The following is a 21,251-nucleotide window of genomic DNA, read 5'->3' on the forward strand; positions in this document are numbered from 1 at the left end:
CTACTTTATGCTATCTCAACCCATCATAACCGACCAACAATTTGAATTCATTAAAGCTGAGATTGATAAAAGTTCTCTCTCTGTCGAGCAAGTAAAAGAGGACCTGCTGGATCATTTCTGTTGCACGATAGAAACCTATTTGATGGAGGGCCTTAGTTTTGAGGCAGCCTACCAGAAAACTTTCCTGCAGGTGTGTCCCGGTGGGCTTAATGAAATTAGCTATGAGCTATTTATTGCCTTGAACTTTAACAGAATGATAAGCATGCAAAAACTAAAATATTCACTCGGACTGCTCCTGTCAGTTTGTATCAGCATCGGTTCTTTGTTTAAAGCCATGGAATGGCCAGGGGCTAATTATTTGCTCTGGTTTGGATTAACCGGCTTAGTAGTGCTCTTTTTGCCCCTGCTTGCTTATGATACCTATAAGCAGAAGGATAAGTCGGTGATTGAAAAAATAAAGGACGCCTTAGGCTTTGCTAGTGCAACCGTTTTGGGAACAGGTATCATGCTTAAAATTGGCCATCTAACCGGTGGAGGCATCCTTCTGGTGGGTGGAACCATGCTATTTACCTTTGGCTTTCTGCCCTTCCTGTTTCTCATCCTATACAAAAAAGCTATACATCAAAAATTTCCTAAAGAAACGCTTCCCATTTAAAAAATAGCAATCACTATCCGGTCATGTTTTAGATTGTATGCGCCACTTTATATCTATTTCTCTGAGCTAGGAACTGACTAAGTTACCCTTGTTCATTCTGATTGCTTTCCATCATAGTTTTCTATTCATTTTATCTTCCATGCTTAAGGTAAATATAGAAGCAATATAGTATTGCTATTCAATCACACCCAACATGAAAAGAAGCACCTGCCTGTTAGTTGGCTTTTTGCTAACGGTTCACTTATCTGCACAAGACAATATAGAAACTACATTAGATTCTATCTTCTCCAAACATACCCTTGCAGGCAGTCCCGGATGTAGTGTAGGTATTGTTAAAAACGGAAAGCTGCTTCACATTTACAGGCGTGGCTTAGCCAATTTAAGCTATGATATTGCTATTAGAGAAGGAACCGTTTTCAGGGTGGCTTCTATAGCCAAACAGTTTACAGCTGCTTGTATAGGGTTACTGATTGTAGATAAGAAACTCAGCCTGCAGGATGATGTGCGAAAATATATTCCAGAGCTTCCCTTTTATGGAAACGTAATTACTATCCAACACCTTTTAAACCAAACCAGCGGTATCCGCAATTATAATGTACTTCAGGATATAAAAGGATATAATCCTGAATTGGAAGGGGTAAGCAATAAAGAGGTGTATGAATTGCTTTTCCGGCAGAAAGGGATTAATCATGTGCCCGGAGAAAAAATGCTTTACTCTAATTCTAACTATGTGCTATTAGCCTTAGTAGTAGAACGGGTTTCTGGAAATAGCCTCCATGAGTTTGCTGCAGAGCGTATCTTCCATCCTATGGGAATGAATAATACTTTTTTTAAAACCTCCAATAGGGAAATTATAAAAAACGGGGCATACAATTACTATAAGGATGCCAAAGGCTACAAACAGGCGATGGCTTTAAACATAATTACCGGGGCTGGTGGACTTTACTCTACAGTAGAGGACTTAGCCAAATGGACTACCATCTTTTCTTCCACGGATTCCCTCTCCAAAACGCTGGCAAGCTTTCTGACAACAAAAGATACATTGAGTGATGGTAGCTTTTCAGGGTATGGGAGAGGGGTGTTTGTCGATGCGTACAAAGGGTATCCTACAATCCATCATTCAGGGATGGATCTGGGACTCAAAGCTCAGATGATTAGTGTTCCTTCAGAAAATCTTTCCCTGATTATACTTTCAAACCTGGAAAGTATTAATGCCATAGATTTATCCTATCAGATTCTGGATTTGCTGCTCAAAGGAGTACTGAGTACCCAAACAAAGGGAAAGATTTATATCCATAAGAAAACAGCACTACAACATTTTACAGGGGATTACCAGGAAATAAACTCTGACTTAACCATACGCATATTGGTGGAGAATGACACTTTGAAAGCGAAAAACAGGCTTTCAAGGCTCGCGGTTCCTTTAGTGGCAAGTGGCAAAAATGAATTTGAGCGGATAAATAATGCAAGTGTTACCCATAAGTTTAATACTCAGGAGGAGAGAAAATGGGATATGGCTGTAGATTTTGCAGGAGCCACTTTCTATTTTGAAAAGGTGCAATTGGTTGAGGCAGCTTCAGTAAAGGCAAATGAGTATGTGGGCGAATACTATTCAGCAGAGATGGGAGTTACCTACTCATTATCAGCTCAAGATAATGAACTCCTTGTTTCTTTTCCCTACAATCCAAAAATCAAGTTGACTGCCGGTCAACAAGATGAGTTTGGTTCAGGAAACAGAACACGCTACATATTCCAAAGAAACAAACATGGGGAGGTGATTAGTTTTACAATCGCTTCTGAAGGAACAGTCAAAGACATTTTATTTGAAAAGGTAAGCAGTATTAAGAGAAGCGTCAACAAGAAAATCGAGTAATACTATCGCTGTCTGACTATTCTATAGATAGTGAATATTGCTGAATAGTAGAACAACTTGCCTGATTTTCAGGCAGTGAAACACCACTACAAACGATTTCATTTATCTGCATCAAAAATCTATCATTTATGCGATAGGCAAGCTTGTAGTTTACAAGCTAGTTACATATTCTCCTTCAAAGAATTAAAAAAACATCTGCACATCAATCAATACATTTATTGATGTGTAGTAATGCTCTTTATTGTTTTGGCAGGGAGATAAAAAAATTACCCCAAAGATGAACAAACCTCATATTCATTTCATGCCATCAAGTAAGCATCCATTTTTGAACCTTGAAATAGGTAAATGCGCCTTAATCGCACTCCTAATTTTATGTGTATCTCTTGTAAGCCAGGCACAAAAGAACCCTGCTTATCCATCTGCTCAATCAAAGCAATCCTGGCCCGGTAGGACAAAAGGATATTGGAAATTACGTACAGATTATTTAACTGCTACTACCATAGTATGGTTTTATAATGAGTATAATGAATTACTATACAAAGAAGAACTGAACAAAAAATATATAAAGCCTTCCATTCAAAATAATAGAAGGTTAGACAGGTTACTATCGGATTTATTGCAGCGGAAATTAGTAGCTGCTAGCGGGATAAAAGCTAAGGAACTGGAAGTAGATAATAAACATAACACTGCTGATCTGGTAGCTATCATCCAACAAGCAGATACGATTGCCTGGGCAGCCTCTGCTAGCCCTATTTCAAAAGACTTACATACGGCTGCATTTGTTTCAGATAATTTAATACACATCCATTTGTCAATAGTTAATCCTAAAAGGGAAGAAGTGTTGATACGAATAGTAGAGGACACTTTTAAAAGTAATCTTCATTTGATTACTTCACTGGATTCTCCGGTTTACAAAGAATCCATTACCTCTCATCTATACAAACGCACCTTGGATGTGTCCTTTTTAAAAGTAGGTCAATACAAACTGGAAATTAAAAGTAAGGACAGTTCTAACACTTTTGTTCTACTAGTCAATGAAGCACAACAAGGAAAGAAAATAATGCTCCGTTCCTCCACTCTAAAAGAATGGTAGTGTATTAAGTGTAAGGCCCCCAGTTTATCGGACAGAAGCTAAGCAGAAAAACTTATTTGGGTTAAAGTTCGCTGCCTTTCTTGTGAGTTTCAGGAAAGGGGTAGAATTTGTAACTATCACATTCTTTACTTTCAAATTGTCTAAGTTCTAGAGAGGAGGTCAAAACAGTTTGAAAGTATCAAAGAAAAGGCTAGAGGTATGAATGCAGCTTTCAGACATTTGTGGAGTGATCAAAAAAATTACATGTCTTTGCTTATAGAGACAACAAGTTGATGGTTACGTTGATGTGGTTTTTGCTATGGATTACAAACAAATTATAGTATGAAAAAGCTACTTCCTCTCTTAAGCCTTACAGTGTTTATGGCCATTTATAACATTGACTGCTCAGCTCAAGCACTTGCCGCTAATATCACGGAGCATCCTGCTACTAACTCCAAAAAAGATATAACTGATTCAGCTAGTAATTTAGCGGCTCTTGTTATACAGTCTCAGGAGAATAAATTCAGTGTAGGAGTACACGTTGAAAACCGTGAGGAGGGTAAGTTTACAGTTATGCTAAAATCAGCAGCTTCTATATTACATAAGGAAGTGGTAAATGATAAAATGTATGCACGTAAATATGACATGTATAATTTACCTGTGGGGGACTATTTAATTGAAATCGTGAATGAAAAAGAAGCCTTTACAAAGAAAATTACTATAAGTAAAAAATAATGGCGCTAGGATATTAACAATTTTATAGTTTGGGATAGAATATTAGGCCGCTGTTCTTACATTTGAATGCCTTCCTTTTTGGAGGGCATTTTCATTTTTAAGAGTTATACTTATAAAAATTCCTTTGCTTCATCAACCTATGAATGTAATTTGAAAAAACTTGTAGATGATTGGATAAATCTTTTTCTCCTATGGTCAAGAGGGGAAAATAATTGTTTTCAATTACTTTCTATGAAAAGTTTTGTTTCTCCCTTTTGCTCCCTGTCCTGATTTGTAGAAATATGGGAGGGTAAATTTTTCTGTCAATCTATATCCTGATAAGACCCCCTATTGGGTAGGTGGTGGTTAAAAAATATACCCCTTTCGGGTAACTTTGAATTGTGACAACTTTGTATACTTTATAGATACAAACCTATGACCTAAGTAGAGATAGACATAGATTTAAGCTTTGCTTGATCATTGTTGATCTTTCTGCAAATTATCTAACTTGGTGGCTGCTATAACTAGGTGATTTATGGAATTACTCCATTAGAAGTTATATCGACAGTTATTGCTTCCAAAGAAGAAACTAAGATATACTCGTTAAGCAGACTAAACAAGGATACAGATTAAACTTTAAGAACTCTCCACCAGAGTTTAAATTACATGTAGCGGTTTGATTAATAATACCGGCTAAGATGAAAACTTTTTTTCAAACCTGTCCATTTAAAAAGCAACAGATTGTTTCTGGCAGCTATTCCATCCTCTTTATTTTTTATTTACCTATGTCTCTTTGTTTGCTTGTTTTCAGATCTTACCTTAAGTAAATATGAAGTTATCTTACATTGGTATTTTTTTAAGGTATTTTTTTTATTTGAAATCTAGGCTAGTTTCCATCTTTACTTTATAAAATGGAGTTATAGGGCTGTTTTTTTAACTATATCTCTTTTTAGCGATGACCTTTTCAAGAAAAGGACTTTTTCATTTTTTCTTGAAATAACTTTTTGTTATTCCTCCTAAATTTCTCAGAAGGCTAACATAGTGGTAGTAGCCATAGGGTACTCTTTCAATTTTTTAATGACAAACAATTTATGAAGTTTACTATCAAGGTAAGGTTAATACTAGCCTTTCTCGCTTTGACACTGCTTTCAATGGCCATATTTTATCTTGGCACTCAAAACTCTTCTTCTCTGAGTGAAAAAATAAATGAAATGGTCGATAACCGCGCTAAGAGAATCATCTATGCCAATAGCGTAGCCACCGATATGCAATTTATTGCTGCCAGGGCACGTGAATTAGTTTTGGTTTCTGATCCTGAGTTAATAGAAGAAATTCTTGAGATGATCGAACAAACCCAGCAAAGGATTGATACGACTATGCAGGCATATATGCTCCTTCAAGATGAAACCGGGAGAGCTATTTCTGCTTCTTTTCTTGCTAAACGTGCCGAGCATAAAAAAGTATTTAAAAAAATATATAAGCTGACAATGGCCAATACCGTGGCTTCCAAAGAAGAAGCCACACGCCTACTTATTAGCAAATGCCGACCCCTGGTATTTGAATGCTCAGCTATCCTGGATACGCTAGTACAACGCAATGTAGTGGCTTTAGCGGAGGCAAAAAAACAAACCGATACCCTCTATGAGGAAGCAAAAAATAATATGCTCCTACTCATTGGCTTTGGTGCTATTTTTTCTGCGCTCATTGCTTTTTGGATCATTGCTTCTATTTCTCAATCACTTGCTCAGGCTAAGCAAGCCGTGAAAGCGGTGGCGGCCGGAGACTTTTCAATTTCACTTACCAATATCAAGGATGATGAAATTGGAGAAGTGTTGGAGGAAATCAAGGTGATGATCCAAAAACTTCGCGGGAGTGTAAGTTTAGCTAAACGGGTAGCTGCCGGAGATCTAACGATGAGCGCTGAGCAAAACGGGCAAGCGGGCGGAGAACTAGATAGCGCCTTACAGGAAATGGTTATCAAGCTGCGCACTATTGTCGAAGGCATCATGCAGGGAACTGAAAATATAGCAACGGCCAGCCAGCAAATGAGTTCCACTTCCCAACTTGTCTCTCAAGGAGCTAGCGAACAAGCGGCTTCTGCTGAAGAAGTTTCTTCTTCCATGGAACAAATGGCTTCCAATATTCAACAGAATACAGACAATGCAGGGCAGACAGAAAAGATTGCTCTGCAATCCTCCCAGGATATTGAAGAAGGTTATAAGTCCGTGAGTCAGACAGGGCAATCGATGCGAACGATTGCAAAAAAGATATCCATCATTGAAGAGATTGCCAGGCAGACCAATCTACTCGCCTTGAATGCAGCGGTAGAAGCAGCCAGAGCAGGTGAACATGGCAAAGGATTTACTGTGGTAGCAGCCGAAGTGAGAAAATTAGCCGAGCGAAGTCAGCTGGCAGCCAATGAAATCAATAGTTTATCCCATAGCAGTGTAGAAGTGGCAGAACGTTCAGCAAAATTACTTGAGCAGATTGTCCCTAATATTGAGCGAACTTCCAGATTGGTACAAGAGATAGCTGCTTCCAGCATCGAGCAAAATGCAGGAGCCACCCAGGTCAACAGTGCCATTCAACAACTCAACATGGTCATACAACAAAATGCAGCCTCCTCGGAAGAAATCGCCACTTCTTCAGAAGAACTATTCTCCCAAGCTGAGCAGCTCAAAGAAATGATCTCTTTCTTTAAGCTTGATGGGGAAGGAAAAAGCAAGCTCACTTTTCAGGGCATCAGTCTAAAAAGTAAAGCAGCAACCATCCCTTATCCACAAAAAGCAAAGCCTGCTAGTAAAGAAACAGCTGCCACCCCTGCAAACGGAGTACAGCTCAATATGAAATCAGATGCATTAGATCAGGAATTTGAGAAATATTAAAGACCAAACTTTTACAAACAAAAAGCCTCAGCTTGACTGAGGCTTTTTGTTTGTAAATAATAGAGATTGCTTAAGCCCCGGACCAGGTGGATAATCAACTTCTAGCGTGATAATAGCAAAAAACTACCTTGGCAAGCGTAACTATTGAGACTGTTCCAAAAAGTGTGTAAATATTTTTCTCATAGGTTTAACTTGACTCTATCCGGATACAGGATAGCAAATTGCGCCAGGATTCGCTGCCAATGAGCCACAGGCATGGTCCATTTTTTACTTACCTGCTCCAAAGCTAAATATACCGTTTTCAGCACCGCCTGATCATCCGGGAATACTAACTTATTGCGGGTATACTTGCGAATCATACTATTTAAACTCTCAATAATGTTAGTAGTGTAGAGCAAGCGGCGGATTTCCTGCGGGAAGTCAAAGTACACACTTAGCCTGTTCCAGTTAGTAAACCAGCTTTTGACTACTTGTGGATACTTTTTACTCCACTTCTCTTCCAGTTTCAATAAGTGTGTTTCAGCTATTTCTCTAGTGGCTGCCTGGTAGATAGGGTATAAATCCTTAGCAAACTCTTTGCGCTCATCAAAAGCCACATAGGCTAAGGAATTACGAATCTGGTGACAGAGACATACTTGTACCAAACTTTGAGAGAAAGTAGCTTGGACAGCTTCAGGCAACCCTACTAAATTATCGGTAGCAGCCAATAAAATGTCTCTTACGCCCCGTCCTATTAAGTCCGTAAGTACTTGCAACCAAAAGGAAGCAGACTCAGTGGCCGACAGCCATATGCCCAATACCTCCTTTTTGCCTTCCGGATTTAAGCCAATGGCTAAATAACAGGACTTACAGATTACTTTGTGTTCATGTCTGACATGAAAGCGTAAAGCATCCAACCAGAGCATCAAATAGACCGGTTGTAAAGGTCGCTGCTGCCATTCGGTGACTAAGTTGACTATGCGGGAAGTAATCCGGGAGACAGTGCCCTCAGATAACTCTACTCCATATAATTCTTTGATTTGTTGCTCGATGTCTCTGGTACTCATTCCCCTACTATACAAGGAAAGTACAGCGTCTTCCACTTTAGCCAACGCAGTTTGTCTTTTTTTCACAAGTTGTGGCTCAAAACTGCCTTCCCGGTCCCGAGGTACCTGCACATCTAATTTGCCATAGGTGGTCTTGAGTTGTTTCTCTTTCTTGCCATTGCGATAGTTGCCATCAGCAATAGGCTTGCGTTCATAACGGCCATAGCCCAGATGCTCATCGAGTTCTCCTTCCAGCATCTGATTTAAGGCTTGCTTATATAAATCAGTAAAAAATTGAGTTAAGTCCTGTTCACTCTTAAATTGGGAGAGAAATTCCTTGGTCAGAATAGGTTTATCAGGTTGCATAAGTAGTATGGGTTAGGATAATGAATGTAACTATTTTTCATTTTCCACACTTCCTGTAACACTCTCTAACTATTTATAATTGAAGCTCTTATTAGCTTTTCATATAGTTACCTTTGCTCTCAATCCTTTATCAATAGGCAATTATGGAGAAGCGCTACTGAAAAAAGTGTAGGCTTGATCTTTTGTTTAAGGAATAAATCTTTGCCTACATGGAACAAGACCCCCCAATTAGCTGTCCCCACCAAGCTTTTTTTGCTGTCATCTTTGCCTGTATGGCCGCTGATGGATATGTAAATGCCCAAGAAGTAGAGACTTTTGTAAAAATACTCTCTAAAAGAAAACAGTTTGAAGGGCAAAGTGGGGTAGAACTTTTTAAATTTTTATTTAAAGTTCACCAACAAGTAGGGGGTAGCAAAGCTTTAATTCAACAAGCAGCGCCACTTGTAGATCCATCCGAACGAAAAGCTTTATTTGCTGCAGCCATAGAAGCTATGCAAGCTGATACAATATACCATGTTGAAGAATTAGCCCTGATTGAAACCCTGCAAGGCAGTCTCGGTATTTCTGCAGAAGAGGTTATGTTGGATCTTACTGTTTTGGAAAGGATTGCCTCAACATAGAGAGAAAATAAACCTGAAGTTGAAGATTAACTCCTGCAGGAATACAAAAGCATTTCTGCAGGGCTTATTTGTGTTCTAATGCCCTTACTCCACTTGAGGTGGAAATTAGGATGAGCAAGAGCTTAACAAGCGTTTGATGTAAGAAAATGAAGGCTTTCATTACTTTCTTTTTCTCATGCATTTACTTTTTGTGTCTGTAAGGCATACATAGCTACCAAACCTAAGTCAATTGACAGGTAAGGTTTGGCAATAATTACATCAAAACTTGTTTGTATGCAAGAAACCATCACCCGTAAAATCTTTGGTCAAGCTATCAGCTATCAGCTACAGATTGAAGAATGCCAAAGGAATCAGTATCAGATCTACTTGTCTTGTCTTCAACCTAGATTATACCAGCAGATGCTGGGTAGTAGTCCGGCTTTACTCCAAAATCAGCTAGTAACTATTGTCAAGGATGCCGCTTATAAGTTTACTACACAGATAGAGTTTCAAGAACCCTTCTTTATTGATTGTTCTCAAAATGAGGTGTGCCTGCAAGCAAGATTTTCTACCAGATGATCCTTTGGTAAGTGAACTTGAACAAGTAGTTGGGAAGAGAAATTGACTTTTTTATACACTTTTTGCTTCATGATAAAGCCTTTCGCATAAAAATGTGAAAGGCTTTTTTGCTAGGTGTAAAACTCTCTTTTCCTCTTATAGGGTAAAAAAATTATCTATATGTCTAAAATTGCTATCAATAGTTGGCATAGATTTATGAAACATATCCTTTTCCCTCTTGCCCTATCTAATAGTATATTCAATATTAAAAGTGCAGTTATAAGAATTCCCCCCTTTGTTATTACTCTAGAATTGAGTGCTAAATTCGCTCAATTGGTATCCTATACTTTTAAAAAAACTCGTGCTGCTAAATGCAATAAATCACCTGAAGTTTTCTGGTAAAACAAAATCATTAAAATACTTCTATTTAAAGCTTGCTTTTTAAGACAGCACCTCGATTGTGCGTTTTTTTATCTCTCCAACCTTTTTTGGATATCTTTTATCCAGCTTTCAGGCTTTGTTTTGTCCAAAATGACATCAGGTGTAAAACCTGTTCTATCTATAGGATTGCTGTCTGTCCAGCTTGATTTTACAATTGGTATACTCACCCTAAAATTAGCATAGGGTAGCATCTGAGAAGAAGCACCTTCATAATCCATCATACCAAAAGTATTCACTCCGTAAGTTGTAGTTTTAGCACTTTCCTTTGATAGATAAAAGAAGTATTCTGTTGAGCTTCCACATAGATTGTCTACTACTAAGGCTATCTTTTTTGGATTAACTGTTATTGAGTCTAATGGAAAGGCCACACTAGGAATAGAATAGAATTGTTTTTTGGTTGTCGGTAACTCTTCATAAGCTTTCTTATAAAGTTTGAGTGTAGTTTCGGGAAAATACTTTTCATATTCAGCCGGAATCGGATGAATCACATAAGGTTCTATGTCTTTCAATTTTGCTTTTACATTCTCTGGAGATACTCTTAGAAATCCGTTTTGCTGAACGATGGGTTTGGTCATAAAGTAACCAAGGAAGGATACCCAACCAGTACTTCCCCCACTGTTACCGGTTAAATCTACAATCAGGTTTTCACTAGAACGTATGATGGAATCATTCTGCCCTACCAACTGTGCGATTTTATCATCATTATTTGCAAAGGTGGGAATTTTTAATACTGCGGTTCTTGGCGATAGTTTGTAAAAATCAATTCCCCTGTTATAATTCTTCCAAGTGCTTAATTCGCTTTTCTCAAGATCATTCATTTGGTTTGGAAATATTCTTCCAAATAGTTTATCGCTCCAGCCTTGTAACAAATTACCTTTCAGTTTAATCGGATAATCCGTTGATGAAAAACTATTGTAGTATTTCACATTTAATCCCCCTTTACCAGAGCTAATCGTCATATAGACAAGTCCTAAAGGGATTTTTGGGTCTTTGGTTTCTAAAACAATGGCTTTGAAGGTATTATTAGAATATTTTTTAATACCAATCACTAAACTACTATCTTGATCTGTCCAAATCCCTTCTAATGGGTGTGTAGTTTTTGCATTTAATTGTTTTTTAAAAGCATCCTTGGATAGTTCTATTATTTCAACATCAAAGTCGTTTTCATTAGTATAGGTTAAGGAAAAGTGGCTGTCATAAAAGAATTTGACAAACTCCCTCAAAACAAAAAAACAAGGCTTTGCTTCGGTAAGCGTAGCTGCTTTAGTTTTTAAATCTTTCTTTAATATCAAGTATTCATTTATATTTTGAGCGTTCACTTTATTTGGGAATCCAGCGTAGTTAACTTCTGTGTTAGCAATCAAAGTGTCTAAATTGCTTAAACAATTGCATGGTGTAGTTTGTGCATAAACCGAATTATCCCTAAAAAGTAAAAAAAGGAACAATGTACTTATCAAAATTGGACTATGGGACATTATTTTCGTGATTGGCAATATTTTATCTAAGTATATCATACTTTAATGCTTTATTGATGTCAATTTATTCTGAGGATGCTTGTTTAAATAATACACAGCTAGAATCAGTCCAGGAGTTGACTTCTGAACTGGTCCTCCAAAACCGGTTGGTGCTACTAAAAAAGAGAGCAAAGCTAGTTAGAAAATTTTTGGATCAGAGGTGGTGAGTTATTCTTTGCTTTTTTCCAGATATGAAATTTTAGGAAAGGGGAGGTTACTTTAACCACCCTTTTCTGGTAACTCTTAGTTGTATTAGTTTTCTATCCACTATCCGTTCGTAAAACAGGGGCCTTACAGGATGTAGAAATTTCTCCGCATGAATTTATTCAAAGGCTAGCAGCAACAGATGAATATTTTCAGCTCATTAGGGCAAGGCCTAAGCAAAAAGAACAAATAAAGAATGATTTTCCAGAAGATAAGACCAGGAAGCAAGTGTTAAAGGAATGGGAATCACTAGATACTAAGTATCGCAGTATAAGAAGTAAATCTCATTAGAGATTAAGCTTAGAATAGGGTGTGCCTTCATAAGTAATAGTAGACATTAATAATGACAAAGTGGTTATTCATCAAATTATTCTAAGGCATTTTTATCCGACCCCATTAATGCCTTCAGCTCGGCTTGTTCTTCTCTACTCATATGCTGATCCATATAGGCTTTCATTCGTAAGCGGTCTTTCTCAATCATTGCTAAGAGAAAACCTATTTCGGTCTGCCCTTGCTTATAGCCTACTGCTTGCATCTGCTGCCGAAATTCTGAAGGCAATTCTTCCAGCCATTCAAGCCAATCCTGCTCATCAAATTGGCTTGGACGGGTCTGGCGCTGATAGCTGTAAATAATATTGGACTCCTTCCAGATTAATTCCCAGTGCCGTCGTGATTCGGCGGGGCTGTTTTCAATAAACTGTTTTTGCTCTGCGGTAAGAATTTCTGGTGGTGGTTTTACCGTTTTCATAAAACATGAATTTTCAACTCATCTCATACTAATAAAAAAATATAAAATTACAAAAATGAAGTGCAACCTATATGGCCTCAGTATTGCTAAAGGCCTTTCTACTGCCTGCCATAGTTCTTCAGGATGACAAGGTGGAGTTCCCCTTTAAAAGTGAGGGATGGAAAGAGAGCAAATTTAACATTTAGATTCTGGAGTTAATTGAGAGGGGTAGTTATTTTAACTCATTCCTGCCAATTGCTTTTTTATACTTATCACTTCTTGGGATATCAATCCATATATTTACCAGATTCAAGTTTAAGAAAATCATTTTTCTAGGTTGTCCCAAACAACTTTTACATTTTATTCACATTCTTTTACAAACTCTTAACTAGTGCCCAGTAAAAGAAAATTAAGTTTGTTTAAACGCTTTGGTGCTAAAAAAGAAAATGATGAACTACGTATATGCTTTATTTTTGCCCTTTATATTTTATACTTTTTGTCAAGGACAAAACCAAACAGACCGAACAACAGAAATTGTCTATTCCCCACCCAAAGATACAGTCACTTCCTACGGGCCTACTCTAATGGTTCGTAATATAAAGCAAGATAGAAAGGGCAATATTTTGATTGCCGGCTCTAACTTCTCAGTATTTGGTGATGCTTTTCGATACGATGGAACATCCTTTACTAATCTGACCAGTGAAGTGGGTTCGCACAGATTTTGGGATGTGCTGGAAGATCGACGCGGGAATCTTTGGTTGGCTTCTTTAGAGTCGGGTGTCTATTATTACAATGGACAATCCTTTCAACATTTTACAACCAAGCAGGGACTTGCCAATAATTCGGTTAATTGTATTTATGAAGACAATATAATACCTCGATTAGTTTAGACCACTTTTCTTGTTTTCTTAGTTGAATTAAGCTGCCATTTTATAAAGATTAATGGGCTTGTTTCGGTCAATTCCCTGGTGTGGCCTTTGATTGTATTTCTCCATCCAGCCACTGATGCCCTGGTAGAGGGAGATGCCATCAGTGGCCGGGTTCAGGTAAATATGCTGGTATTTAATGGTCCGCCAAAACCTTTCTATAAATATATTATCCAGTGCCCTGCCTTTGCCATCCATACTGATACGGATAGATTCACTTTTTAAATATTCTACATACTCTTTACAGGTAAACTGGCTACCCTGGTCGCTGTTGACAATCCCGGGCTTACCATGCTCAGCTACCGCTGCTTTCAACACCTGCAAGCTAGCCTCAGCATCCAATGTATTAGACAAGCCCCAGCCCACAATATAGCGGCTATACACATCTATCACAGCCGTCAAATACATAAACCCTTTAGCCATCGCAACATAGGTAATATCTATAGCCCATACCTGGTTTGCCCGCTCTACTTTTAAGTTCCTGAGCAAATAAGGATAGATATACTTTTTGTCCCCTAACTGCGTCAGTTGCTTTCGGGGGTAGATAGGCCGGATGTTAGCCAGCCGCATCAATCTTCTTATCCGCTCGTAACCTGCTTTATAACCCTTTTCCTCCAGCATCGACTGCATTGTCAGCACTCCGGCCGTTGGTTCTTCTAATATATGGGCATCCATGAGCTGCATCATTCCTAAATTATCTGCATTCTCTTGTTTAGGCTCATAATAGAAAGAGGCCCGGCTGATAGAAAGTAAACGGCATTGCTGGCGAAGGCTAAGCTTTGCTTGAGGACTAACCAGTGATTTACGCTCCATTACAGTCCGGTCTTCTTCAAGCTTTTTTTTAAAAAGTCGCGTTCCATCTCCAGTTGCCCAATCTTAGCATAAAGCGCATCTAAGTTTACCTGCTCTTCTTTTTCTTTCCCTTCTGTGGAAGAGAATACCAGCTCCGAATTAGTTAAAAATTCCTGCTTCCACAGCGATATCTGGTTGGCGTGTACCTCAAAGCGGGCCGACAAAGCCGCTAATGTTTCCCGCTCTTTAAGCGCTTCCAATGCCACTTTCGCCTTGAAAGCAGCTGTAAATTTTCTCCTCGTTTTTTTCATCTTTTCCACGTTTAATTTGTATTGCTTTTCACTTTAACGCGTGGTCTGATTTTACCGAGGTATTATACAAAGCCGGCATGATTTGGTTGGGCACCGCAGGTGGAGTAAGCCGTTACGATGGGAAAACGTTTCAAAATTTTACAACAAAAGACGGACTTCCCCATAACGATATTACTACTATCATGGAAGACAAAACCGGCAAACTATGGATCGGCACCAGAGGGGAGGCTTTCGTTTATAACGGAAAAAGATTTACCACTTTAACCCATGATGGAAACGCTTTTCAAAACGTTTTCTCGATCATCGAAGATAAAAAGGGCAATGTTTGGCTTGGTCGCGATGGTCTTTGGTGCTATGACGGCAGAACTTTCACCAAGGTATCTGATAGGGGTGTGTATGCCATCATTGAAGATAAAAAAGGAAATATCTGGACTACAGGTCAAGTAAAACCTGATAGGAGTTTATGGGAACTTTGTCGCTATGATCAAGAGTCCTTATATACTAAAAAGCCCACGGTAACTCAAATCCTGTCAAGAGGACCTGCTTTATTGGGGCTTCTTGCAGCCAATGATGGAAGTATTTGGGTTGGAGCAACTGGTGAATTGTATCGGTATGATGGAGAGACCCTCATCAACTTTACAAGTAAAGAAAGTCAGAAATAACCGGGTGAGAAATGAATAAAATCTCTCTTTGATCAAGGTACCTATGGATCGTGAGTTACGCTAGATTATCCATTAATTTACCCTCTCGCACATTTGTTCAGTTACTCGAAACGGGTATATTTTTTAACTAACATATTCTTTACTTACAAATTGTCTGATTTATAGGGAGGAGGTAACTTAACACTGCTATAAATATATGCTGTTTCTTTTTGACTACTTCTGAAACTATTATCCAACTGAATTGATGTTTTGTATAATACCGAATAGTATAAAGAACCTTCCATAGATGTTATATGTTGATCAAGTATGGGAAGAGTAACCAAAACTGAGCTCATCGAGAGTGCCGAGCAGTTGCTGAAGATGAGCAAAAAAATAGCCCATCCGCTAGCCGGAGCCAGACTGCGGGCTTTTTACCTCTACAAGAGTGGGCAGGCTAAAGCGTATGGACAAATAGCTGCTGCCGTAGGCTATGAGCGTCATGCAGTGGGCCAGTGGTTCCGGCTTTACAAACAGAAAGGGCTGCAAGCCTGTCTTCAGATAGATCCGGGCGGCCACAAAAGGGCATCACAGATTGCAGGTAAAGTACTTGAGCAGTTGAAGGCAAAGCTTGCTGATCCAAACAACTATTTTACTTCTTATAAGCAAATCCATGAGTGGTTGCACACGGCGCATGGCATTGATCTGAGCTATGAGCATGTACATTGGTTTGTCCACCGACAGCTGGGGGCAAAGCTGAAAGTGGTTAGAAAGAGCAACCTGAAAAAGGATCTAGCCTATGAGCAGAAGTATAAAAAAAACTAAACTTGGTGCTCACTTTCCTCTTACAGCGCTACTATGCTCCTTTGGCTGCCAAAGGGGTAGTCAGCCATTGGAAGGTGTACTATCAGGATGAGAGCCGCTTTGGTTTGATGACTGTTTTGAGAAGAGCCATCACCCTTGCCGGCATAAAACCGGTAGGAGCCTATCAGCACCGCTTCATCTACCGCTACTGCTATGGATTGGTAGAACCGCTGACAGGAGATCACTTCTTTATTACTGCCCCACAGGTTAACACGCTTTACTTTGAGTATATGCTTGAGGAGTTTAGCCGCCATCAACCGCAAGTGTTCAAGTTTATCTTTGTAGACAAAGCAGGCTATCACCGGGCAAAAGCCTTGCAAGTGCCCCAAAATATCCGCCTGGTGTATTTACCTTCTTCCAACCCTGAACTCAATCCGGTCGAAAGGCTGTGGGGGGATATGAAAAACAAAGTAGCTTTTCACAACTTCAGCCATGAACAAGAACTGGAAGCCTGGATCACTAATACGGCTAAAAGTTATGGGCAAAGACAGATCGCCTCTCTAACCGGATACCCTTACATTTTAGAAGCCATCAGCAAGATTACAACCTCTATAGAATAGCCTTCGCCCTATTTGGTATAAAATATAACTTACAGTTAATTAATAATCACCTTGAATACATGTTGTTGTATTAAATTAAAATTTAACTTCAGTCACAATCCTAGTGATCATTAATAATTAACAAGCGCTATTTATTTTACTTATGCATTATAAACTTCTACCAATTAATGTTTTTTACTTCTTTTTATTAACATTTTTTATTTATCTCCCTGTAAAGGCACAATTCGTCTCAAAGTTTGGTAGTTATGGTACAGGTAATGGCCAATTTGATTTGCCAATTAGTGTAGATGTAGATGCAGCTGGTAATATATACGTAGTGGATTATCAGAATCACCGCATCCAAAAGTTTGATCCCAATGGTAAATTTCTATTAAAGTTTGGTCGTTATGGTGCAGGTAATGGCCAACTTGATTATCCTACTGATTTAGCCGTTGATATAGCAGGAAATATTTACGTTGTTGACTGGAATAATTATCGTATCCAAAAGTTTAACTCTAATGGTCAATTTCTGTTAAAGTTTGGTAGTCAAGGTAATGGGGATGGACAGTTTATTCGTCCTAGTAAGATTGCTGTAGATATAGCAGGTAATGTTTATGTTACAGATGGTCCTGGTCCTAATAACTGTATCCAAAAATTTAACTCTAATGGCAAATTTCTTATGAAATTTGGCACCTATGGTACTGGGGATGGACAGTTTAATGCACCTACAGCAATAGCTGTAGATGTAGCTGGCAATATTTATGTTGCTGATTATTGGAATTATAGAATTCAAAAGTTTAATGCTAATGGTCAGTTTCTCTCAAAGTTTGGCAGTAATAGACAATTTGCTGAATTAAGTGATATAACTATAGATGTTGGAGGTAATATTTATGTTGCTGATTATATTATTAAAAAATTCAACTCAGAGGGCCAATTACTATCAGGGTTTGGTTACCCTGTTACTGATGGTACCGGTGATGGAGAGCTTAATAGCCCTAGAGGTGTAGCTGTAGATGTAGCTGGCAATATTTATGTTGCTGATATGCGTAATTATCGTATTCAAAAGTTCTACATAGGTCCAGCTATCAGTAAACCAAATCATATAAAAGGGAGTATTTTTAATGATAAAAATGCGGACTGCGTAAAAAATGCAGATGATAACGGATTAGCTAATTTAGTTGTTATTGCTCAGCCAGGAAATTATTATGCTACTACAGATTCATTAGGCAATTACACTTTAGCTGTAGATATAGGTAATTATACAATTCAACAAGTAATTCCTTACGATAAAAGTGCTTTTATCAAGCAAATCTGCCCAATAGAACCGAAGACTCACTCAGTAAAATTTACCGCTTATAATGATAGTGTAGTAGGAAAAGACTTTGCTAATCAAATATCCATCGTGCCTTATCTCTCAGTGAGTGTTTCTTCTGATAGAAGAAGGAGATGTATGACTAACAATACTACTGTAACTTATTGTAACAATGGCACTGCAGATGCCACTAATGTGAAAGTATATGTAAAGCTACCAGAATACGTGTTACTAAGAAGTGCTAGTTTACCCTATACTCAAGATAATGATAGTAATTATGTTTTCAGCATTGGTTCGCTAGCTGCTCAGGCATGTGGTAGTATTGAAATTCAAGATTTAGTAATTTGTGATAACTTTGAAATTATGGGACTTACTCAATGTACCAAAGCATGGATTACGCCTGCCAATGATAGAACTGCTTCTGATGCTTGGGATCAATCAGATATACATGCAAAGGCTAGGTGTACAGATAATGGCAGGGTACGCTTAGGTATGTATAATATGGGTAATGGTAGTATGGCAGATAGTAGTTCCTTTCGGATTTATTTAGATACACAACTAGCCTTTATTGGTAATTTTAAATTAGCTAAAGGAGATAGTCTAATTCTGCAAGTACCAGCTAATGGACAAACCGTGAGGCTAGAAGCAGATCAACTATCTAGTCATCCTTCCCGAAAGCAAAGTTTTGTCACTATTGAAGCTTGCGGAATCAATAGTAATGGCACTGTGAGTGTAGGCTTTGTTAATCAACAAACTCAAGAAGAGGAAGAGCCTGAAATAGCCACTGAATGCTTGCCTATAATTGATTCTTTTGATCCCAATGATAAGGCAGTTTCACCGCAAGGAATAGGTAATGAACATTATACTCCTACTAAGAAGGCCTTGGATTATGTGATCCGTTTTCAAAACACTGGAACCGATGTTGCTTACAAAGTAGTAGTAGTAGATACTCTTTCAAATTATTTAGATATTAGCACTCTTCAAGTAAGAGCGGTTTCCCATGCATATAAAATGACTGTGTCTGGAAAAGGAAAGCCAGTACTTACTTTTACCTTTAATAATATTAATCTGCCGGATAGTACTAAAGATCAATTAGCGAGTAATGGATATATACGATTTAGTATTAAGCCAAAAGAGGGGCTACCAGAAAAAATCATTATAAAAAACTATGCAGACATTTTCTTTGATTTTAATAAGCCAGTCCGTACAAACATTACTTTTAACACGATTTATGATATACCATTGGTTGTGGTAGAATCAGCCAAATTAGATCAAAGTATTGTTTGTAAAACAACCAATACAAGTATTCAAGCCGGTATAAGCCGATCTATTTGTGAACAAGATACCGTTGTAACGCAAGCCATTGTTCCTTTAGTAGGGAAAGGCCGATGGAAACTAATTAGTGGAAGGGGCTTATTTCAAGATATAGAAAATGCAACAACTATAATTTCGGGTTTAGCTTATGGAGAAAATATATTTGAATGGAGTATATCTGCTAATTCATGTGGTAGTGACTCTCTACGTGCTCAGATAACTATTACACGCCAAAAGAAACCTAACACTCCGATAATTACTCAACAGGGCACAGAAAACTTAGTATGTAATATAGTAGGTAGTAATTATGAGTGGTTCTTCCAGGGAGTAACAATAGATAAACATACCCAGTCTATTCAAGTAAGTCAAGCTGGTCTTTATATGGTTAAAGTAAGTAATCAACAAGGATGTTGGTCCGATGCCTCAGCTGCTTTTAAATATATACTTCCATGTTATACTACTAATACTATTGTAAATGCAGGAATTAATCAAACACTTTGTGAACAGGATTCTATCATCTTGCAAGCCGTGCATCCTATGCATGGTAGAGGTAACTGGAAACTGGTAAGTGGCCAAGGAGAAATTCAAGACACTCAAGCAGCTAACTCTTTAGTAAAAGGTTTAAGTTATGGAGAAAATGTGTTTGAGTGGAAAGTTTCTTCTAACACCTGCATAGATTCTTTGAAAGCACTAGTAACCATTACTCGTATTCAAAAACCAATTACTCCGGTTATTACTCAATTAGGTGCTGATAGTTTAGTGTGCAACGTAGTGGCTGATAGTTATGAATGGCAATTAGAGGGAGAGGTTCAAGCTATGAATAGTCAACGAATAAAGGTTGATAGCCCAGGCAAGTATACAGTGAGGGTGAAGAATCAACAAGGCTGTGTATCTGATCTTTCTGCTCCATTTAATTATGTTCTTACTTCAACTGAGTCTTACCTATCAACTCTAATAAAAATTTATCCTAATCCAACAAATGATAAAACGACTATAATCCTTCCTGCTGAATCAGGGCAGAAAGCAGAAATATCAGTTTGGGATGCTTTAGGAAGAAATATTATGATTAAAAATCTAATTTCTAGTACCAATCAGTATAAAGCGGTTTTTGATCTTTCATCTGAAAAAACAGGGATTTATATAATTAAGATTCAAACAACTAAAGGGATTATTTTTAAACGCATTATTAAAAACTAAACTCAATCATCAATTTACAGTTGATATTAAAATTCAATGATTAGATTAGTTGATAATTAAGATTTAAAGAACTAGCAAAGTTCTTAATCTCCTTACAAGAAATTGGAACTATTATGAGTTACGGCAAAGGGGAAGTTAATTTAACTTAAACTATGGCATCTCGAGGCTTTACCTTAGCATTAGCCAACGGTATTCAGTTGCAGTTGGCACATTGCCCATAACTTAGGACGAAAAATACAAGACTACTATGAGAAAATTTCTAACAGTTTTATTTGTGATACTATCAACCCTCACATTTGCAACATCCAAAATCAACAACAACGCTTATAAATCCGATACGATCTATTCCTACGACGAGGTGGACACTAAGCCGACAGTAGAGAAAGGAATGGAGTCATTATATAAAAAATGGAATTCTGTAGTGAAGTACCCTGCAAAAGCAAGAATAAACAATATTGAAGGAAAACTTTTTGTTTCTTTTATTGTAGACGAGATGGGCAATATCACCGATTACAAGGTTGAAGAAGGGCTCGGATATGGCTGTGACGAGGCTGCAATCAAGGCTTTGATAAAGACTAAGCTACAATGGACGCCAGGAATAAAAGATGGAAAGCCTGTCAAAGTCCGACTGGTTTTACCATTTGCATTTAAGCTTACTTAAAAGCTGAGGTACACCACACAAACTATACCCCATAACAGTCTTATTGTTAGTTTTAAAAGGAAAA

The 21,251-nt window shown here is 38.0% G+C and carries 18 protein-coding genes; 13 read left to right on the forward strand and 5 right to left on the reverse strand.

Features of this window, described 5'->3' with window-relative positions; translation table 11 throughout:
• Positions 1 to 7 precede the first annotated feature (7 nt).
• From GXP67_RS37120 to GXP67_RS31310, 5 genes are all read left to right on the forward strand, one after another.
• On the forward strand, positions 8 to 655 hold the full coding sequence (locus GXP67_RS37120; protein WP_197901595.1) for a hypothetical protein: 648 nt from the start codon (positions 8 to 10) through the stop codon (positions 653 to 655).
• 193 nt (positions 656 to 848) lie between these two features.
• Positions 849 to 2,528: a serine hydrolase domain-containing protein gene (locus tag GXP67_RS31295; RefSeq protein WP_162446770.1), complete on the forward strand. Its 1,680-nt coding sequence runs from the start codon at positions 849 to 851 to the stop codon at positions 2,526 to 2,528.
• Between the two features lie 325 nt (positions 2,529 to 2,853).
• A complete protein-coding gene (locus GXP67_RS31300) occupies positions 2,854 to 3,621 on the forward strand; it encodes a hypothetical protein (protein WP_162446771.1) in 768 nt (255 codons plus the stop codon).
• A gap of 321 nt (positions 3,622 to 3,942) precedes the next feature.
• Entirely contained in the window at positions 3,943 to 4,335 is a 393-nt protein-coding gene (locus GXP67_RS31305) for a hypothetical protein (RefSeq protein WP_162446772.1), read from the forward strand.
• A gap of 1,130 nt (positions 4,336 to 5,465) precedes the next feature.
• On the forward strand, positions 5,466 to 7,199 hold the full coding sequence (locus GXP67_RS31310) for a methyl-accepting chemotaxis protein (RefSeq protein ID WP_232064714.1): 1,734 nt from the start codon (positions 5,466 to 5,468) through the stop codon (positions 7,197 to 7,199).
• Between the two features lie 179 nt (positions 7,200 to 7,378).
• On the opposite strand, the gene GXP67_RS31315 is transcribed toward GXP67_RS31310, so the two are convergent.
• On the reverse strand, positions 7,379 to 8,590 hold the full coding sequence (locus tag GXP67_RS31315) for an IS256 family transposase (protein WP_162446774.1): 1,212 nt from the start codon (positions 8,588 to 8,590) through the stop codon (positions 7,379 to 7,381).
• A gap of 209 nt (positions 8,591 to 8,799) precedes the next feature.
• Between GXP67_RS31315 and GXP67_RS31320 the strand changes: the two genes are divergently transcribed.
• Complete coding sequence (locus GXP67_RS31320; protein WP_162446775.1) at positions 8,800 to 9,210, forward strand: tellurite resistance TerB family protein; 411 nt, start codon at positions 8,800 to 8,802, stop codon at positions 9,208 to 9,210.
• Positions 9,211 to 9,483: 273 nt separating this feature from the next.
• Positions 9,484 to 9,768 carry a hypothetical protein gene (locus GXP67_RS31325; protein WP_162446776.1) on the forward strand — a complete coding sequence of 95 codons (285 nt, stop codon included), beginning with the start codon at positions 9,484 to 9,486 and terminating at the stop codon, positions 9,766 to 9,768.
• A gap of 449 nt (positions 9,769 to 10,217) precedes the next feature.
• Here the strand turns inward: GXP67_RS31325 and GXP67_RS31330 are convergent, their stop codons facing one another.
• Both GXP67_RS31330 and GXP67_RS31335 read right to left on the reverse strand, forming a co-directional pair.
• Entirely contained in the window at positions 10,218 to 11,552 is a 1,335-nt protein-coding gene (locus tag GXP67_RS31330) for a S41 family peptidase (RefSeq protein ID WP_162446777.1), read from the reverse strand.
• Between the two features lie 721 nt (positions 11,553 to 12,273).
• Complete coding sequence (locus GXP67_RS31335) at positions 12,274 to 12,654, reverse strand: hypothetical protein (RefSeq protein WP_162446778.1); 381 nt, start codon at positions 12,652 to 12,654, stop codon at positions 12,274 to 12,276.
• A gap of 425 nt (positions 12,655 to 13,079) precedes the next feature.
• Between GXP67_RS31335 and GXP67_RS31340 the strand changes: the two genes are divergently transcribed.
• Positions 13,080 to 13,523: a two-component regulator propeller domain-containing protein gene (locus tag GXP67_RS31340; RefSeq protein WP_232064715.1), complete on the forward strand. Its 444-nt coding sequence runs from the start codon at positions 13,080 to 13,082 to the stop codon at positions 13,521 to 13,523.
• Between the two features lie 27 nt (positions 13,524 to 13,550).
• Here GXP67_RS31340 and GXP67_RS31345 read toward each other — a convergent pair whose 3' ends face one another.
• Together GXP67_RS31345 and GXP67_RS31350 are read right to left on the reverse strand one after the other, a co-directional pair.
• Positions 13,551 to 14,372, reverse strand: a complete 822-nt coding sequence (locus tag GXP67_RS31345; RefSeq protein WP_162441441.1) for an IS3 family transposase — start codon at positions 14,370 to 14,372, stop codon at positions 13,551 to 13,553.
• Positions 14,372 to 14,662, reverse strand: coding sequence for a transposase (locus GXP67_RS31350; RefSeq protein WP_162441440.1), 291 nt, complete (start codon positions 14,660 to 14,662; stop codon positions 14,372 to 14,374). Before GXP67_RS31350 ends, GXP67_RS31345 begins: the two co-directional genes overlap by 1 nt.
• Positions 14,663 to 14,844: 182 nt before the next feature.
• Here GXP67_RS31350 and GXP67_RS31355 point away from each other — a divergent pair, with 182 nt between their 5' ends.
• The 5 genes from GXP67_RS31355 (at position 14,845) to GXP67_RS31375 (ending at position 21,187) form a co-directional block, all read left to right on the forward strand.
• Positions 14,845 to 15,324: a two-component regulator propeller domain-containing protein gene (locus tag GXP67_RS31355; RefSeq protein ID WP_232064716.1), complete on the forward strand. Its 480-nt coding sequence runs from the start codon at positions 14,845 to 14,847 to the stop codon at positions 15,322 to 15,324.
• 306 nt (positions 15,325 to 15,630) lie between these two features.
• Positions 15,631 to 16,125: a helix-turn-helix domain-containing protein gene (locus GXP67_RS31360; RefSeq protein WP_162441766.1), complete on the forward strand. Its 495-nt coding sequence runs from the start codon at positions 15,631 to 15,633 to the stop codon at positions 16,123 to 16,125.
• 5 nt (positions 16,126 to 16,130) lie between these two features.
• On the forward strand, positions 16,131 to 16,724 hold the full coding sequence (locus GXP67_RS31365) for an IS630 family transposase (protein ID WP_162446780.1): 594 nt from the start codon (positions 16,131 to 16,133) through the stop codon (positions 16,722 to 16,724).
• Positions 16,725 to 16,866: 142 nt separating this feature from the next.
• Entirely contained in the window at positions 16,867 to 20,526 is a 3,660-nt protein-coding gene (locus GXP67_RS31370; RefSeq protein ID WP_162446781.1) for a DUF7619 domain-containing protein, read from the forward strand.
• Positions 20,527 to 20,773: 247 nt separating this feature from the next.
• Positions 20,774 to 21,187 (forward strand): energy transducer TonB, encoded by a 414-nt coding sequence (locus GXP67_RS31375; protein ID WP_162443399.1) that lies wholly within the window; start codon positions 20,774 to 20,776, stop codon positions 21,185 to 21,187.
• Positions 21,188 to 21,251: the final 64 nt, after the last annotated feature.

The sequence above is a fragment of the Rhodocytophaga rosea genome, from assembly GCF_010119975.1.
Classification (GTDB): domain Bacteria; phylum Bacteroidota; class Bacteroidia; order Cytophagales; family 172606-1; genus Rhodocytophaga; species Rhodocytophaga rosea.

What these genes read in the sequence shown, in the direction of transcription:
- GXP67_RS37120 (WP_197901595.1), top strand. Translation starts at nt 8, where the DNA reads ATGCTATCTCAACCCATCATAACCGACCAACAATTTGAATTCATTAAA.
- GXP67_RS31295 (WP_162446770.1), top strand. Translation starts at nt 849, where the DNA reads ATGAAAAGAAGCACCTGCCTGTTAGTTGGCTTTTTGCTAACGGTTCAC.
- GXP67_RS31305 (WP_162446772.1), top strand. Translation starts at nt 3,943, where the DNA reads ATGAAAAAGCTACTTCCTCTCTTAAGCCTTACAGTGTTTATGGCCATT.
- GXP67_RS31310 (WP_232064714.1), top strand. Translation starts at nt 5,466, where the DNA reads ATGGCCATATTTTATCTTGGCACTCAAAACTCTTCTTCTCTGAGTGAA.
- GXP67_RS31315 (WP_162446774.1), bottom strand. Translation starts at nt 8,590, where the DNA reads ATGCAACCTGATAAACCTATTCTGACCAAGGAATTTCTCTCCCAATTT.
- GXP67_RS31320 (WP_162446775.1), top strand. Translation starts at nt 8,800, where the DNA reads ATGGAACAAGACCCCCCAATTAGCTGTCCCCACCAAGCTTTTTTTGCT.
- GXP67_RS31325 (WP_162446776.1), top strand. Translation starts at nt 9,484, where the DNA reads ATGCAAGAAACCATCACCCGTAAAATCTTTGGTCAAGCTATCAGCTAT.
- GXP67_RS31335 (WP_162446778.1), bottom strand. Translation starts at nt 12,654, where the DNA reads ATGAAAACGGTAAAACCACCACCAGAAATTCTTACCGCAGAGCAAAAA.
- GXP67_RS31340 (WP_232064715.1), top strand. Translation starts at nt 13,080, where the DNA reads ATGATGAACTACGTATATGCTTTATTTTTGCCCTTTATATTTTATACT.
- GXP67_RS31345 (WP_162441441.1), bottom strand. Translation starts at nt 14,372, where the DNA reads ATGGAGCGTAAATCACTGGTTAGTCCTCAAGCAAAGCTTAGCCTTCGC.
- GXP67_RS31350 (WP_162441440.1), bottom strand. Translation starts at nt 14,662, where the DNA reads ATGAAAAAAACGAGGAGAAAATTTACAGCTGCTTTCAAGGCGAAAGTG.
- GXP67_RS31355 (WP_232064716.1), top strand. Translation starts at nt 14,845, where the DNA reads ATGGAAGACAAAACCGGCAAACTATGGATCGGCACCAGAGGGGAGGCT.
- GXP67_RS31360 (WP_162441766.1), top strand. Translation starts at nt 15,631, where the DNA reads ATGGGAAGAGTAACCAAAACTGAGCTCATCGAGAGTGCCGAGCAGTTG.
- GXP67_RS31370 (WP_162446781.1), top strand. Translation starts at nt 16,867, where the DNA reads ATGCATTATAAACTTCTACCAATTAATGTTTTTTACTTCTTTTTATTA.
- GXP67_RS31375 (WP_162443399.1), top strand. Translation starts at nt 20,774, where the DNA reads ATGAGAAAATTTCTAACAGTTTTATTTGTGATACTATCAACCCTCACA.